A 14,870-nucleotide genomic window follows, 5' to 3' on the forward strand; every position below is an offset into this window, starting at 1 on the left:
GTCCAGGGGCGCGCGACCGCCCCGCGCGACGGACCGCGCGGCGTCGCGGTCCGCGCCCGCCACCCGGGCGTCAGCGCCCGGCGCATCCGGCCCCCCGTGGGCCGAGGCGGCCTGCGCACCGGCGCAGTGTTCGCTTCCTGCGGCCGTCGCGGGCCAGGCCCGCCCGGGCTGCGCGGCCCGGTCGGCATCCGGCAGCAGGGCGGTGTCCGGCCCGGCCTGCTGCGTCCGCTGTGGGGCGTCGGCCGGCTGCCGCAGGCAGTGCCGGGGATCGGCGGGCGCACCGGGCGCGTGCACCGGGGTCGCCGGGGACGCGGCAGGCGAGGCCGCCTGCCGCGAGGGGTGGGAGGTGGGGTGCTCCGTCACGCGTGGGGTTCCATCCGTCCGGGGCCGCGCGCCTGGCGCGCTGCGTGTCAGGCGCGTCGCAGGTGCAGGAAGAGCTGGATCTCGGGTGGTACGTCCGTGCTGGCCGGGGCATACGCATACGAGTCCTCCGCGGTGACTTCGAAGCCCGCGTCGCGTACGACCTGACGCAGGTCGTCCCGCAGGTAACCCGATACCCGGATCGTGTTGCCCAGGAACGGGATCGGGAAGTCGTCCACGTCCGCCTCGACCATGGCCAGCGCGAGCAGGCCACCGGGCCGCAGCAGGGTGTGCAGCATCCGCAGCGCGTACGGGATCTCCGCGCGCGGCAGCATCAGCAGGGAGAAGAAGGCGGTGACGCCGTCGAAGGAACCGGGCCCGCCCAGGTGCCCGTCGCGCAGCCCCACGAGGTCCAGGAGGTGGAACTCGGCGCCGGGCGCGGGCACGTTGTCCCGGGCGAGCTTGACCATCGCGGGCGCGAGGTCGATGCCCACCACGTGGTGTCCCGCCTCGGTCAGTTGACGGGCCGTCGGAAGGCCCGTGCCGCAGCCCACGTCCAGGACGCGGGAGCCCGGCGGCAGGCCCTCGCAGATCCAGGCGCCCGAGGCGAGCTGCCCCTCCTTGTGCGGGAAGGCGTCGTCGTACCGGTCGCCTATCGCGTCGAAGGCCTCGGCCTGGCCCGCCCGGTCCAGCACTAACCGGTTCAGGCCCTCGTACCCCTCGTAGCTGTCGCCGCTCACGAACCCGCCCCTCCTGCGACCGCGGTCAAGTTCAGTTTCCCGTTCTGGAGTTGCGCCTGTGCAGTCCTGCGGAGGACGATCCTACGTTTGGACCACAGGGGCGCATCAAGGGGGCTCGGGGCCCTCATGACCGCACACGGGCCGGTTCGCGGTCCCAGTCAGCGGGAAGCTCGGGCACGCGCCACGACGGGTCGGGCCGCCAGTTCTCCCAGCCGTCCCCGAAAGGCGCGCCCCACGCCCTGATGTGGGCCACCGCCGCACGCCCCGCGGCCCGTACGTCAGCGGCCTGCGACGACGGCATCAGGCCGTCCCGCTGGGCCTGGGCGAACTCGTCCTCGTCACGCCATTCCCAGTGCCGGTCAGGATAGACGGCGATGTCCAGGAAATGGTCCTGGGAATCCACACCTTGCGCCCAACGGGCGCGCGGCGCTTCCAAGTTGACGTACCAGTTCTTGAACCGCCAGCCGTGCTCCCAGAACAGCCAGACCGACCACGGGTCCCCGGGCCTGGCCAGCTTGAGCACGCCGGTGCCGTACCAGCGGTCGTGGACGGTGCGCCGGGGCTTGGTGTAGCGCGAGGCGAGCGGCTCGCGGTGGACGGGGGTCCCGTCGGCGAGCACCGGCTTGACGCAGGTGGTGCCGGGGGCCATCCACACCGCGAGCAGTTCGTCGGTGTCCTGGACGACGGTGACGGGGCGACAGATGTGAAAGCGGTCGGCGGCCGAGCCGTCATCGGCACGGTTGTCGCGATAGCGCCAGAGGATGTGCTCCCCCGGCGCCCAGCGCGCGATGTCGGCCGTGCCGCCGTCCGCAGTCCCCACCGTGTCCGCTGTCATGCGCAGATCTTAGGGGCGATGCGGCGGCCGTGCCGTGACGTAAGCCGCAACGACCGTTACGGATGCGTCATACGCAGCACATCCAGCGCCTCGTCCAGCTGCGCCTCGGTGAGCAGGCCCTGCTGCACGTACCCGGATTCGAGGACGACCTGGCGGATGGTCTTGCGCTCGGCGAGCGACTTCTTGGCGACCTTCGCCGCCTCCTCGTACCCGATGTACTTGTTGAGGGGGGTGACCACCGAGGGGGAGGACTCGGCGTATTCGCGGGCGCGTTCGGCGTTGGCGGTGATGCCGTCGACGGTGCGGTCGGCCAGCAGGCGGGAGGCGCTCGCCAGGAGGCGGACGGACTCCAGGACGTTCTTGGCGATGACCGGGAGCATCACGTTCAGCTCGAAGTTGCCGGCCGCGCCCGCCGTGGCGACCGTGGCGTCGTTGCCGGTGACCTGGGCCGCGACCATCAGCACGGCCTCCGGGATCACCGGGTTGACCTTTCCGGGCATGATGGACGAACCGGGCTGAAGATCGGGGAGGTTGATCTCCGCGAGGCCGGTGCGCGGGCCCGAGGACATCCAGCGCAGATCGTTGGAAATCTTGGTCAGGCCGACCGCGATGGTGCGCAGCTGGCCGCTGGTCTCCACGATGCCGTCGCGCGCGCCCTGCGCCTCGAAGTGGTCGCGGGCCTCGGTCAGCGGCAGCCCCGTGGCGCGCGCCACTTCGGCGATCACCGCGGCGGAGAAGCCGGGCGGGGTGTTGATGCCGGTGCCGACCGCCGTTCCGCCCAGGGGGAGTTCGGCCAGCCGCGGCAGCGAGGCACGCAGTCGCTCGACGCCGTAGCGCACCTGGGCGGCGTACCCGCCGAACTCCTGGCCCAGCGTGACGGGCGTGGCGTCCATCAGGTGCGTACGCCCCGACTTGACCACATCCGCGAACTCGTCGGCCTTGCGCTCCAGGGAGGCCGCCAGGTGCTCCAGCGCCGGGATCAGATCGCCGGTGACGGCCGCCGTCGCCGCGATGTGGATCGAGGAGGGGAAGACGTCGTTGGAGGACTGGCTGGCGTTGACATGGTCGTTGGGGTGCACCTGGCGGCCCAGCCGCTCGGTGGCCAGCGTCGCCAGCACCTCGTTGGTGTTCATGTTGGAGGACGTGCCCGAGCCGGTCTGGAAGACGTCGACGGGGAAGTGCTCGTCCCAGCGGCCCTCGGCGACCTCGCCCGCCGCTTCCTGGATCGCGCCGGCCACGTCCTTGTCGAGTACGCCCAGCTCGGCGTTGACCTTGGCGGCCGCGGCCTTGATCCGGGCCAGCGCCTCGATGTGCGCGCGCTCCAGGCGCTGTCCGGAGATCGGGAAGTTCTCCACCGCGCGCTGAGTCTGCGCCCGCCACTTGGCGTGTGCGGGCACCCGCACCTCACCCATCGAGTCGTGCTCGGTCCGGAACCCGGTCCCGTTGTCATCGGTCATCGTCGACCCACCTCCAACAGGGACAGCGTGCCGGTGGCCGTGCGTGTTCCCGTTCCCGCCCTTAAGTTCGGATCATGAGGAGACTACTTTCCGCATCTCTTTCCCTACTCGCCGTGACGAGTGCGTTCGCCGCCGCTGCGCCGGCCGGTGCGCACGCGGCTCCGAGGGGGGCCGAGGCCGCGCGCACCCCCGGGGCCGACGCCTCGGCCGCCACCGTCGCCGACCGGGCCGTACGGGCGTACTGGACCCCGCAGCGGATGCGGCAGGCCACCACCCGCAACGCCCTCGCCGGAGCGCAGGGCCCGCAGGACGCGAGCCCCAAGCCCCTCCCGATCTCCGACGGCAAGCCCTGGCCGGGCGACGCGAAGGCCGTGCAGACGGTGGGGCGGCTGTTCATGGTCCTGCCCAAGGGCCAGCACGCCAGCTGCACCGGGGCCGTCGTCGAGGCCGGCAACCGCTCCCTGATCGCCACCGCCGCCCACTGCGTGCACCTCAAGTCGGTCGGCGGCTACATGGCCAAGCTGCTGTTCGTGCCCGGCTACCACAAGGGCGCCAAGCCGCACGGCACCTTCGTCGCGCGCTCCCTGGCCGCCGCCCCGGCGTGGACCGTGGAGGAGAACCACTCCGCCGACTTCGCCTTCGTCACCCTGGGCCCCAACGAGAAGGGGCAGCGCGTCCAGGACGCCGTCGGCGCCCGCAGGGTCACCTTCACCATGGAGTGGGGCAACCGCACCGCGCTCGGCTACCCGTACGCCAAGCCCTTCGACGGCGAGAGCCTCAACTACTGCTACAGCTCCTCCTTCCCGATCCTGGACCCCAAGCTGTCCGGCGGCGAGGAGCTCAACCCCTGCCGGATGACCAACGGCGCCAGCGGCGGCCCCGTCTATGCCCACCTGAACCCCGACACGGGGGACGGGGTCCAGGTGGGCGTCGTCAGCGCGCGGCCCGCCAAGGAGGGCTCGGGGCAGGTCGCCTGGGTCGCGATGTTCAACGACACGGCCCGCAAGCTGTACGAGGGCCAGCAGCACACCGCGGTCCTAGGTTGCGAAGACCAGCAGCGTGAAAAGAAAGAACAGCCCGACAAGGACCGGCCAGTAGAGCAGCACCGGTAGCAGGTTGTCCTTCCAGTCCAGCGCCGGGATGTCGGCGTCGGTGCTGATCACCAGGGCGTTGGCGAAGATCCCGATGATCACGATGTACTGCGCGATGGCGAAGAACTCCAGATACGTCAGCGCGGTGCCGCCCGCGACCTCCCGGATCTGCTGCTGGTCCACGACGATGACCAGCAGCATGGAGACCGCGAAGCCGATCGCCGTCCAGGTGCTGAAGCCGTAGCGGCCCTTCTTGTCCGTGTCGCGGGTGTAGATGAACAGCGCCAGGAACATCACGGCCGCGATGAACAGCGAATGCATCAACTTGCCGACCAGCGGCCCGATATAGGCCCGCTGCACCCCGATGTTGAAGTACAGCTCGGGCGCGGACGCGAAGGCCCCCGGCTGGTAGTCGGCCAGCCCCTGCGTCATGTTGTACTGGTGCGCGCCGTAGCTGAAGGCCGTGTAGTACGGCGTCCACTCCTGCGACACCATGTCCTGGTCCAGCCCGAAGTCGTGGAATTTCCAGGGCGGGTAGGACGCGAAGTCCGGCACCAGCACCACGGCTCCGGAGTTGGCCGACCACATCCGCAGCCAGATGTTCTGCTTGTCCAGCGGGTAGTGGTAGTAGTCGAATTTCTGGCGCAGGGTCAGGTTGAAGTGCCAGCCGACGGTGATCTTGCCTTCGCCGGTCTTGGCCTCGTAGACCACGTCCTCGTCCTTGTGCAGGCCCGCGTAGCCGTCCGGGGCCTCGGGAAAGACGACCCCCCGCTCGCTCTTGGGGGCATCCGCGTCCAGCCGCTGCCAGACGTACCCGTTGACCTTGACCTCCTCGGGGCCCTCGAACTTCACGCCCTGGATGTAAAGGCCCGTGGGAATCTTCTTGACCTGTACGCCGGGCAGCGCCTTGGCCAGATAGGCGTCGGACTGGCGGCCGTCGGTCACCGTGGTGCCCACGATCGTGTCGAGCGCCTTGTCGTGGTGGACCAGCTGCCACACCGTCACGATGGCGACGGCGAAGACCAGCGTCGCCGCGACACAGGTGAGCGTCATGCGCCGTACGGTCAGCCGGAAGGGACGGAAGAGTGCGGCGGAGGCGAACACCAGCAGCGCGGAGCCGCTGACCAGCAGGGCTTCCCAGCCGCTGCGCTGGGTGTGGCCCGCCTCGATGTCGTTGTTGCCGAAGTAGCGGGCGGCGAAGACCGTGGTGGCGACGGCGGCGACCACCAGCAGCACCAGGTTCGCCCGCTCCAGCCGCCGCGGCCAGGGCCCCTGGCGCCGGGGCCCGCGGGGTCTGGCCGCGGGCTCGTCGGCCTTTCTCATGTCGACCGGCTCGTCCGGCTCCTCGGGCTGGCCCAGTCCGGTGGGTTCGAAATCGCTCATGGCCCCGCCGGCTCACTTCGCGGCAGGCGGCTTCGGCGGGACGCCCGGGAACTTGAAGAAGTTCTTGAAGAACCCCTGGACGAACTCCACCCCGAATCCGGCGAAGACGTCGAAGGCCAGCATCACCAGGTGCGAGGCCATCGTGGCGCCGACGAACACGACCTTCGCCGGGTCGAATTTCACGGCCGCCTGGATCATCTGCCGGACATCGGCCTTGAGCATCTCGGCGGTCGTCTTCAAGTTCTTGCGCAGGCTCTGCGCCTGGCCGGGGGAGAGCTCCTTGGACATGGCCTTGGTCGGGATGATGGCCAGCAGGTTGTCCAGCCCCTGGTCGGCGGCCTTCTGCGCCTGAAGCAGCTTCTTCTCGTCCCGCTCACCGCCCAGGATCTGCCCGCCGATCTCCGCGACCGGGGCCATGGCCCCGGCCATCTTGGCGAACGCCCGGAACATGGAGGAGAGGAAGCCCGCGTCGGCCGGGGGCTTGGGCATCTCCGGCCGCGGGGAGGGCGATCCGGTCGGGGAGGGCGATCCGGACGGCGAGGGGGAGGCCTTGCCCGAGGGGGTGGACGAGGGGGAGGCGGCCGGTTTGTCCCAGGGCCAGGTCCAGGTCCAGGCGGGTGGCGTGGGGGTGGGCGTCGGGGAGACCGCCGGAGCGGGCGACGGTGACGGGGCCGGCGAGGGAGGCGCCGCGGCGGCGGTAGCGCCGATGGTGAGCACGCTGCTCACGGCGACGCCGATGACGACGTTCAGAGTCCTCTTGCGGAGCACGGCCGGGTTCCTTCCGTACGAGAACGGATCATGAACCCAGCCTCGAACACGCCACCACCCTCCGCAATCGGACGGGCGCGGAGGGTGGCAGTTGTTGCGGGCTGCGGAGCGTCAGGCGCGTCGGCCGATCTTCAGTACCGGACCGCTGGTGTCCTGGAAGAAGTCGTTGCCCTTGTCGTCCACGACGATGAACGCGGGGAAGTCCTCGACCTCGATGCGCCAGACCGCCTCCATGCCCAGCTCCTCGTACTCCAGGACCTCGACCTTCTTGATGCAGTCCTGCGCCAGACGGGCGGCCGGGCCGCCGATGGAGCCGAGGTAGAAGCCGCCGTGCGCGCGGCAGGCGTCGGTGACCTGCGCGGAGCGGTTGCCCTTGGCCAGCATCACCTTCGAGCCGCCGGCCGCCTGGAACTGCTCGACGTAGGCGTCCATACGGCCCGCGGTGGTCGGCCCGAAGGACCCGGAGGCGTACCCCTCGGGGGTCTTGGCCGGGCCCGCGTAGTAGACGGGGTGGTTCTTGAGGTACTCGGGCATCTCCTCGCCCGCGTCCAGCCGCTCCTTGATCTTGGCGTGCGCGATGTCGCGGGCGACCACGAGCGTGCCGGTGAGCGAGAGGCGGGTCTTGACCGGGTGCCGGGTCAGCTCGGCCAGGATGTCGTCCATCGGCCGGTTCAGGTCGATCGCCACCGCGTCGAGGTCGGGGCCCGCGCCCTGGGTGAGCTGCTCGTCGGTGGTGTCCGGCAGGAAGCGCGCCGGGTCCTTCTCCAGCTGCTCCAAAAAGACGCCCTCGGCGGTGATCTTCGCTACGGCCTGGCGGTCGGCGGAGCAGGAGACCGCGATGGCCACCGGGCAGGACGCGCCGTGCCGCGGCAGCCGGACCACGCGCACGTCGTGGCAGAAGTACTTGCCGCCGAACTGCGCGCCGATGCCGATCTTCTGGGTGAGCTCGAAGACCTTCTCCTCCAGCTCCTTGTCGCGGAAGCCGTGGCCGGTCGGCGAGCCCTCGGCGGGCAGCTCGTCCAGGTAGTGCGCGGAGGCGTACTTGGCGGTCTTCAGGGCGTACTCGGCGCTGGTGCCGCCGACCACGATCGCCAGGTGGTACGGCGGGCAGGCCGCGGTGCCCAGCGAACGGATCTTCTCCTCCAGGAACTTCATCATGGAGGCCTCGTTCAGGACCGCCTTGGTCTCCTGGTAGAGGAAGGACTTGTTGGCGCTGCCGCCGCCCTTGGCCATGAACAGGAACTTGTAGGCGTCCCCGTCGTTGGCGTACAGCTCGATCTGCGCCGGGAGGTTGGAGCCGGTGTTCTTCTCGTCCCACATCGTCAGCGGCGCCATCTGCGAGTAGCGCAGGTTCAGCTGGGTGTAGGCGTCGTAGATGCCGCGGCTGAGGGCCTCCTCGTCGCGGCCCTGGGTCAGGACGTTCTGCCCGCGCTTGCCCATGACGATGGCCGTGCCGGTGTCCTGGCACATCGGCAGTACGCCCGCCGCCGCGATGTTGGCGTTCTTGAGCAGGTCCAGCGCCACGAAGCGGTCGTTCGGGCTGGCCTCGGGGTCGTCCAGGATGCGGCGCAGCTGCGCGAGGTGGGCCGGGCGCAGATAGTGCGAGATGTCGTGCATCGCCTCGGCGGCCAGCTTGCGCAGCGCCTCCGGCTCGACCTTGAGGAACGTCCGGCCGTCCGCCTCGAAGGTGCTCACACCCTCGGAAGTGACAAGGCGGTACGGGGTGTTGTCCTCGCCGACAGGCAAAAGGTCGGTGTAGGCGAATGCCGGGCTGGCTGGGCGGGGAGACGGGGGCATCAGGGCCATTCCTCACTCGACGGTGGCTTCGGCTGACATCTGCGGCAGCGCGTGAACAGCGTAGAACCCCGCCGGGCGCCCGCCGCTGTGAGGTAAGGCTCACCACCGGCCGTACTCGATACCCCGATTCCCCTAGTCGCGATCTATCGCGTTTCGGTAGGCTGCGTGCCGTGGCCGAAGAATCGTCGCTCGACAAGCGAGCCCAGCAGCCGGTGAACCTGTCCAAGCCCGTGGTGGAGGCCGAGGTGCCCCCGGCGGCGGCCGGTGCGCGCATCCGCGCCTCGGACGCGGACCGCGACCGGGTGGCGGAGATCCTGCGCGAGGCCCTGGCGGAGGGCCGGCTGGACGCCGAGGAGCACGCCGAGCGGATCGAGCGGGTCTACCGGGCCAAGACCATGGGCGAGCTGGAGCCCGTGGTGCACGACCTGCCGGTGGCCGGCGGTGCCCCGCGGCCCGCGCCCGCCGCGTACTCCGGAGCGCAGCCGCCGCCCTCGGACCAGAACCTCGTCGCCATCTTCAGCGCCTCGACCCGCAAACGGCGCTGGTACGTCCCCGCGCGCATCAACGCCCTGGCCGTCTTCGGCAGCGTGGAGATCGACCTGACCGAGGCGATATTCCAGCAGCAGCACGTGCACATCAACTGCATCTCGATCTTCGGCTCGGTGGAGATCCGGGTCCCGGAGAACATCACGCTGCGCGACAGCGGCTCCGGCGTGCTCGGCGCCTTCGAGATCCGGGCCAACGAGGCCGAGGACGCCAACGCCCCGGTGGTCACCGTCAGCGGACTGGCCCTGCTGGGCAGCGTCGAGGCCAAGCCCAAGCGGGGCAAGTGGATCCGCGATCTGCACGGCCGGCTGCGGGGGCACGGCGAGCGGCATTAGTCCGGACCTCGGGCGCCGGGTGCCGGGTATCGCGTTTGTGTGACGCGGGTCGTGTATACGGGACGAGGGTGCGGGTAAGGGGTCCGGGGATCGAAATGCCGAGCGGTGTGAACGCCTGGCATTCGACGGGAAATCGGGCGCCGAATTCGTCAGGCGTTCAACGAAGGGCGCTGGTTGCGGCCCCAATGACAACCGAGTGCATAAGCCCGCGTACAGCGGGTAGGGCTGGTGCATCGTCTCTCGTACGGCTGCGGGGTGCGAAAAGTCGTGCGCAGCGAGACGGGCAAGGGTGACTCTTTCGCCGAAGCCGTCGTCAGGAGTAGACCGTGCTGCTACCGCATCAGCCTCTTCAGGACGCCGCTGTCGTACCGCCCCAGCGCGTGCACGCTCGCGACGAGGCCGGCCCCTGGCATTCGGAGGCGGTGTGCCGCCGGGACGAAGCGGGCCTGTTTTTCGCGCCGTCCAAGGAGCCAACGGCCGCGCGGCTGTCCCGGGAGGAGGCCGCGAAACGGGTGTGCGCCCGCTGCCCGGTCATGGTCGAGTGCCGCGAGCACGCACTGCTCCAGCCGGAGCCGTACGGAGTGTGGGGCGGGCTGACCGCCGCCGAGCGGCGCGTCGTACTGGCCCGGCGCCGCCGTCGCGACAGCGAACTCCGCTCGGCCCGCGGATCGGCCCATATGCCCGCCGCGGGGTGAACGTTCTTGCGCGGCACGGGCCGGGGCCCGCCATCACTGAATGGCGGGCCCCGGCCCGTGCTCGGCGGCTTGCCGCGACGTCCCTCAGCTGGGGCGCTCGAAGTCGACCGAGCTGTACGCGCGCAGCTTGGACAGGCGGTGCTCGGAGTCGATGGTGCGGATCGTGCCGGACTTCGAACGCATCACCAGGGACTGGGTGGTGGCGGTCTCGGCGCGGTAGCGCACACCCCGCAGCAGGTCGCCGTCGGTGATGCCGGTGGCGACGAAGAAGACGTTGTCGCCGCGGACCAGGTCGTCGGTCTGCAGGACCTTGTCCAGGTCGTGCCCGGCGTCGATGGCGCGCCGGCGCTCCGCGTCGTCCTTGGGCCACAGCTTGGCCTGGAGGGTGCCGCCCAGGCACTTCATCGCGCAGGCCGTGATGATGCCCTCGGGGGTGCCGCCGATGCCCAGCAGCAGATCGACGCCGGTGCCCTCGCGGGCCGCCATGATCGCGCCCGCGACATCGCCGTCGGAGATGAACTTGATCCGGGCCCCGGCCTCACGGACCTCTTTGACCAGGCCCTCGTGGCGCGGCCGGTCCAGGATGACGACGGTGACGTCCTCGACCGAGGACTTCTTCGCCTTGGCGATACGGCGGATGTTCTCCGCGACCGGGTCCGAGATGTTCACGACGTCGGCGGCCTCGGGGCCGGTCGCCAGCTTGTCCATGTAGAAGACCGCGGACGGGTCGAACATCGAGCCGCGCTCGGCCACCGCCATGACGGACACGGCGTTGGCCATGCCCTTGGCGGTCAGGGTCGTGCCGTCCACCGGGTCCACGGCCACGTCGCACTCCGCGCCGGTCCCGTCGCCCACCCGCTCGCCGTTGTAGAGCATCGGGGCGTTGTCCTTCTCGCCCTCCCCGATGACCACGACGCCGTTCATGGAGACGGTGTGGATCAGGGCGCGCATGGCCCGGACCGCCGCGCCGTCCGCGCCGTTCTTGTCGCCGCGGCCCACCCAGCGGCCCGAGGCCATGGCGCCTGCCTCGGTCACCCGGACCAGCTCCAGGGCTAGGTTGCGATCGGGAGCCTCGGGGCTGACTTCGAGTTGGGACGGCAGATGGTGCTCGGTCATCGGAGCGCACCTTTCTGTACGGCGACGGCCGCAATGGTGAGGGTGGCTATGACTTTATCGGTACGTCGCGAAAATGAGCAGGGGGCCCTACGCATGAGCGGCGTTAGGGATCTTGTGGGTGATGCCGGGATCTTGGAGCGGGGCTGGCGGCGGGGCTGGCGGCGGGCTGGCTATGGGGCCTGGGTCGGGGGCCGGGGTATGGGCCGGGGTCGGGTTCGTACGGATTCGGGGATAGGGGACGATAGGGGGCGTGGCTGGTATGCGAGGCAAGCAGACGGTGCGGGACATGGTCCTGTCGATGTTGGTGATCGGCGCCTTCGTCGGAGGGATCTATCTCTTCATCCCGCACAACGACAGCAGGGCCGCCGAGGAACAGGCGGTCAAAACGGTCGACTACCGCGTCGAGGTCGCCACGGCCCGCCGCGCGGCGCCGTACCCGGTGGCCGCCCCCGAGGGCCTGGCCAAGGGCTGGCGCGCCACCTCCGTCTCGTACAAGGCGAGCAACGACGGCAGGGGCGGTGCCTGGCACATGGGCTTCCTGGACCCGGAGCGGGAGTACGCCGCGCTGGAGCAGAGCGACGCCCCGGCCCCCAAGTTCATCAAGGACGTCACGCTGGGCGCCGAGAAGGTCAAGGGCACCCAGGCCGTGGGCGAGGTGAAGTGGGACCGCTACGAGGGCGAGACGTACAAGGCCCTGGTGCGCGAGGAGGAAGGCGTCACCACGGTCGTCACGGGCACGGCGCCCTATGGGCGGCTGGCGGAGATGGCGGCGGCGCTGAAGGCGAAGAAGGGCTGAGCGCCCGGCGGGGCGCAGTGCGTATTCGCGCCTGAGGCGCGTGGTGTGCCTGATGGTGGTGCGCCTGACGTTGGTGTGCCTGGCATACGACGAGGCTCTGCCGCGCCCGGGTGGGTGCGGCAGAGCCTCGTGTGTTTTTCGAGCCGGCCCGTCCGGCTCTTCGGTCACGTCCGTCCGGCGGTCGAGTCTGGCCCGTCCGGCGGTCGAGGACACCGCGGCCGCAGGCCGTCGGTCCTGGCGCGCCGGGGGCCGGGCCGGGTCGGGGGACCTCAGACCGTGGAGACGGCCTCGTCGTAGGACAGGCGCGGCGACCGCGGGAAGAACGCGTCGGCGCCCGGCTTGCCGACGTTGATGACCAGGAAGGACTTCTGCTTGCCGTCGCCGAAGAACTCCTTGTCGACGCCGGAGAAGTCGAAGCCGGTCATCGGGCCGGCGGCCAGGCCGGCGGCGCGGATGCCCAGGATGAAGTAGCCGGCCTGCAGGGTGGCGTTCTGGGTGCCGGCGACCTCGCGGACGGCCCGCTCGGAGAAGTAGTCGTCCTTGATGGACGGGGCGTGCGGGAAGAGCTTGGGCAGGTGCTCGTGGAAGTCGAGGTCCACGGAGAGGACCACGGTCAGCGGCGCGGTCAGCGTCTTGCCGCCGTTGGCACCCATGGCGTGCTTCACCAGGCGCTCGCGGGCCTCCTGGGAGCGGACGAGCGTGATGCGCAGCGGCGACTGGTTGAAGGCCGTCGGGGCGTACTTGACCAGGTCGTAGATGGCCTGGACCTGCTCGTCGGTGACCGGCTCGTCCGTGAACGTGTTGGCGGTCTGGGCCGTGCGGAACAGCAGGTCCTGGGCGGCGGCGTCAAGGGCGATAGTCATGATCTACCTCGGAGAGTCGGCGGGGGTCCCGGTATGTCGGTGAGACCAGCGTAAGCGAAGTGTGTTAATTTTCAACTAAATACTGGCCATTGTGATCCAGTTCACATGGTGGGTCGGGGTGAGGGTCACATGACGGGTCGGGGCGGGAGCCGCGGTGGTCGGCCCGCGCGGCCTACTGCTCGGTCTCGTCGTCCTCGGCGTCCTCTGCCTGGGCCAGTGCCGCGTCCAGGCGGGCGCGGGCGCCCTCCAGCCAGTGGCGGCACACCTTGGCCAGCTCCTCGCCGCGCTCCCACAGCGCGAGCGACTCCTCCAGGGTCGTGCCGCCCGCCTCCAGGCTGCGGACGACCTCGATCAGTTCGTCGCGGGCCTGCTCGTAGCCCAGCGGGGAGTCGCTCTGAGCTGCCTTGCTGTCCGTCTTCGCCATGGCTCCAACCCTATGCGGGGGGTGTGACAGCGCCGGGTGCGTCGGTGGTGGTGGCGCTGGATGCGTCGTCGTGCGCGTCGTCGTGCGCGTCGTCGGTGGTGGTGGCGGTCGTGGTGGCGGGGGTGGTGCCGGGGGGCGTGTCGGTGGTCGCGCCGCGTGCGGCGTCGGCGGCTGCGTCGGTCGTGGTGGCGGAGGTGGTGCGGACGAGGAAGTCGCCCTCGGCGACCCTGGCCCTCAACTCCTCGTCGGCGCCGACCTCTTCGGGGGAGCGTACGGCCGTACCGTCCGCCTTCTGCAGTACGGCGTAACCGCGCTGGAGCGTCGCCTTCGGCGAGAGCGCGACCACCCGCGCCAGGGTGTGCGTCAGCTCGGAGTCGGCGCGGTCCAGCAGATGGCCGAGGGTGCGCCGGCTGCGCTCCAGCAGCGCGGTGATCTGCTCCTCGCGCTCCTCGACCATGCGCTGCGGGCGGGCCATCGAAGGGCGGCTGAGGGCCGCGGCCAGGCCGCGCTCCTCCCGGTCCAGGAAGCCGCCGACCGCGCGCAGCGCCCGTGCGCGCAGCTGCTGGATACGGGCCAGCTCCTCGCCCACGTCGGGCACGACCTTCTTGGCCGCGTCGGTGGGGGTGGAGGCGCGCAGGTCGGCGACCAGGTCCAGGAGGGGGGAGTCGGGTTCGTGGCCGATGGCCGAGACGACGGGGGTGCGGGCCGCGCCGACGGCCCGTACGAGCTGCTCGTCGGAGAAGGGCAGCAGGTCCTCCACGCTGCCGCCGCCGCGCGCCACGATGATCACGTCGACCTCGGGCAGCGCGTCCAGCTCCTTGACCGCCTCGATGACCTGGGGGACGGCGTGCACGCCCTGGACGGCGACGTTGCGCACCTCGAAGCGGACGGCGGGCCAGCGCAGCCGGGCGTTCTCCAGCACGTCGCGCTCGGCGGCGCTGGCGCGGCCGCAGACCAGGCCGATGAGCTGGGGCAGGAACGGCAGCGGGCGCTTGCGCTCGCCGGAGAAGAGGCCCTCGGCGGCCAGGGACTTCTTCAACTGCTCCAGGCGCGCGAGGAGTTCGCCGACGCCGACGGGCTTGATCTCGGCGGCGCGCAGGGAGAGCTGGCCGCGGGGGGCGTACCACTCGGGCTTGGCGTGGACGACGACGCGGGCGCCCTCGCTGACGATGTCCGCGACCTTGTCGAAGACCTGGCGGTAGCAGGTGACGCTCACGGAGATGTCGTACGACGGGTCGCGCAGCGTCATGAACACCACGCCTGCGCCGGGGCGCCGGGATAGCTGGGTGATCTGGCCCTCGACCCATACGGCGCCGAGCCGGTCGATCCATCCGCCGATGAGCCGGGACACCTCGCCGACGGGGATCGGCGCTTCCGCGGACGTGTTGACAGCCATGTCGTCGACTGTATCGGCGGCCACTGACACCGGGGCGCTGCGCTGGCGGGGGCGGCGGGGTTTCGGTGCGGGGGCGCTGTGCTGGGTGGGGTCGAGGGGGTTTCGGTGCGGGGGCGCTGCGCTGGGTGGGGTCGAGGGGGCTTCGGTGCTGGGTGTTGTCTTGCTCGCCGTGGCCGAGTTGGTGTTTGTGGTGGGCTGCGCTGTCTGCGGGTGGGTGGGGTCGGGGCCGCGCCGGGGGGTGTCTCCTCGGTCGGCGCGCTTACCTCTC

The 14,870-nt window shown here is 70.7% G+C and carries 14 protein-coding genes and 1 pseudogene; 4 read left to right on the top strand and 11 right to left on the bottom strand.

Annotated features, from left to right (window positions below):
- The 4 genes and pseudogenes from AC4IJH_RS41530 to AC4IJH_RS41545 all read right to left on the bottom strand — a co-directional run.
- Positions 1-363, bottom strand: a pseudogene (locus AC4IJH_RS41530) (hypothetical protein); the annotation flags it as partial.
- A gap of 47 nt (positions 364-410) precedes the next feature.
- Entirely contained in the window at positions 411-1,100 is a 690-nt protein-coding gene (locus AC4IJH_RS41535; protein ID WP_490857226.1) for a class I SAM-dependent methyltransferase, read from the bottom strand.
- A 124-nt stretch (positions 1,101-1,224) separates the two neighbouring features.
- The gene (fomD, locus tag AC4IJH_RS41540; protein ID WP_490857227.1) at positions 1,225-1,935 is read right to left on the bottom strand and encodes a cytidylyl-2-hydroxypropylphosphonate hydrolase; all 711 of its coding nucleotides are present in this window, start codon (positions 1,933-1,935) and stop codon (positions 1,225-1,227) included.
- Positions 1,936-1,991: 56 nt separating this feature from the next.
- On the bottom strand, positions 1,992-3,392 hold the full coding sequence (locus tag AC4IJH_RS41545; protein ID WP_490857228.1) for a class II fumarate hydratase: 1,401 nt from the start codon (positions 3,390-3,392) through the stop codon (positions 1,992-1,994).
- 113 nt (positions 3,393-3,505) lie between these two features.
- On the opposite strand from AC4IJH_RS41545, the gene AC4IJH_RS41550 reads away from it, so the two are divergent.
- Positions 3,506-4,504 carry a trypsin-like serine peptidase gene (locus tag AC4IJH_RS41550; RefSeq protein WP_490857229.1) on the top strand — a complete coding sequence of 333 codons (999 nt, stop codon included), beginning with the start codon at positions 3,506-3,508 and terminating at the stop codon, positions 4,502-4,504.
- Here AC4IJH_RS41550 and AC4IJH_RS41555 read toward each other — a convergent pair.
- The 3 genes from AC4IJH_RS41555 to AC4IJH_RS41565 all read right to left on the bottom strand — a co-directional run bounded on the left by AC4IJH_RS41555 (position 4,430) and on the right by AC4IJH_RS41565 (position 8,431).
- Complete coding sequence (locus tag AC4IJH_RS41555) at positions 4,430-5,866, bottom strand: hypothetical protein (RefSeq protein WP_490857230.1); 1,437 nt, start codon at positions 5,864-5,866, stop codon at positions 4,430-4,432. The genes AC4IJH_RS41550 and AC4IJH_RS41555 overlap by 75 nt on opposite strands.
- 12 nt (positions 5,867-5,878) lie before the next feature.
- Entirely contained in the window at positions 5,879-6,634 is a 756-nt protein-coding gene (locus AC4IJH_RS41560; RefSeq protein WP_490857231.1) for a hypothetical protein, read from the bottom strand.
- A gap of 111 nt (positions 6,635-6,745) precedes the next feature.
- Positions 6,746-8,431 carry a fumarate hydratase gene (locus AC4IJH_RS41565; protein WP_490857232.1) on the bottom strand — a complete coding sequence of 562 codons (1,686 nt, stop codon included), beginning with the start codon at positions 8,429-8,431 and terminating at the stop codon, positions 6,746-6,748.
- A gap of 218 nt (positions 8,432-8,649) precedes the next feature.
- Here AC4IJH_RS41565 and AC4IJH_RS41570 point away from each other — a divergent pair, with 218 nt between their 5' ends.
- Positions 8,650-9,312 (top strand): DUF1707 SHOCT-like domain-containing protein, encoded by a 663-nt coding sequence (locus AC4IJH_RS41570; protein ID WP_490857238.1) that lies wholly within the window; start codon positions 8,650-8,652, stop codon positions 9,310-9,312.
- A gap of 326 nt (positions 9,313-9,638) precedes the next feature.
- Complete coding sequence (locus AC4IJH_RS41575; protein ID WP_490857233.1) at positions 9,639-10,007, top strand: WhiB family transcriptional regulator; 369 nt, start codon at positions 9,639-9,641, stop codon at positions 10,005-10,007.
- 84 nt (positions 10,008-10,091) lie between these two features.
- On the opposite strand, the gene glpX is transcribed toward AC4IJH_RS41575, so the two are convergent.
- Positions 10,092-11,123: a class II fructose-bisphosphatase gene (gene glpX, locus AC4IJH_RS41580; RefSeq protein ID WP_490857234.1), complete on the bottom strand. Its 1,032-nt coding sequence runs from the start codon at positions 11,121-11,123 to the stop codon at positions 10,092-10,094.
- Between the two features lie 259 nt (positions 11,124-11,382).
- Here glpX and AC4IJH_RS41585 point away from each other — a divergent pair, with 259 nt between their 5' ends.
- Entirely contained in the window at positions 11,383-11,919 is a 537-nt protein-coding gene (locus AC4IJH_RS41585) for a DUF4245 domain-containing protein (RefSeq protein WP_490857239.1), read from the top strand.
- A gap of 269 nt (positions 11,920-12,188) precedes the next feature.
- Here AC4IJH_RS41585 and AC4IJH_RS41590 read toward each other — a convergent pair whose 3' ends face one another.
- The 3 genes from AC4IJH_RS41590 to xseA form a co-directional block, all read right to left on the bottom strand.
- On the bottom strand, positions 12,189-12,782 hold the full coding sequence (locus AC4IJH_RS41590) for a malonic semialdehyde reductase (RefSeq protein WP_490857235.1): 594 nt from the start codon (positions 12,780-12,782) through the stop codon (positions 12,189-12,191).
- 172 nt (positions 12,783-12,954) lie between these two features.
- Entirely contained in the window at positions 12,955-13,206 is a 252-nt protein-coding gene (locus AC4IJH_RS41595) for an exodeoxyribonuclease VII small subunit (protein ID WP_490857236.1), read from the bottom strand.
- Between the two features lie 10 nt (positions 13,207-13,216).
- Positions 13,217-14,602, bottom strand: coding sequence for an exodeoxyribonuclease VII large subunit (xseA, locus tag AC4IJH_RS41600; protein ID WP_490857237.1), 1,386 nt, complete (start codon positions 14,600-14,602; stop codon positions 13,217-13,219).
- Positions 14,603-14,870 lie beyond the last annotated feature (268 nt).

Source organism: Streptomyces sp. UF-297 (genome assembly GCF_058245575.1).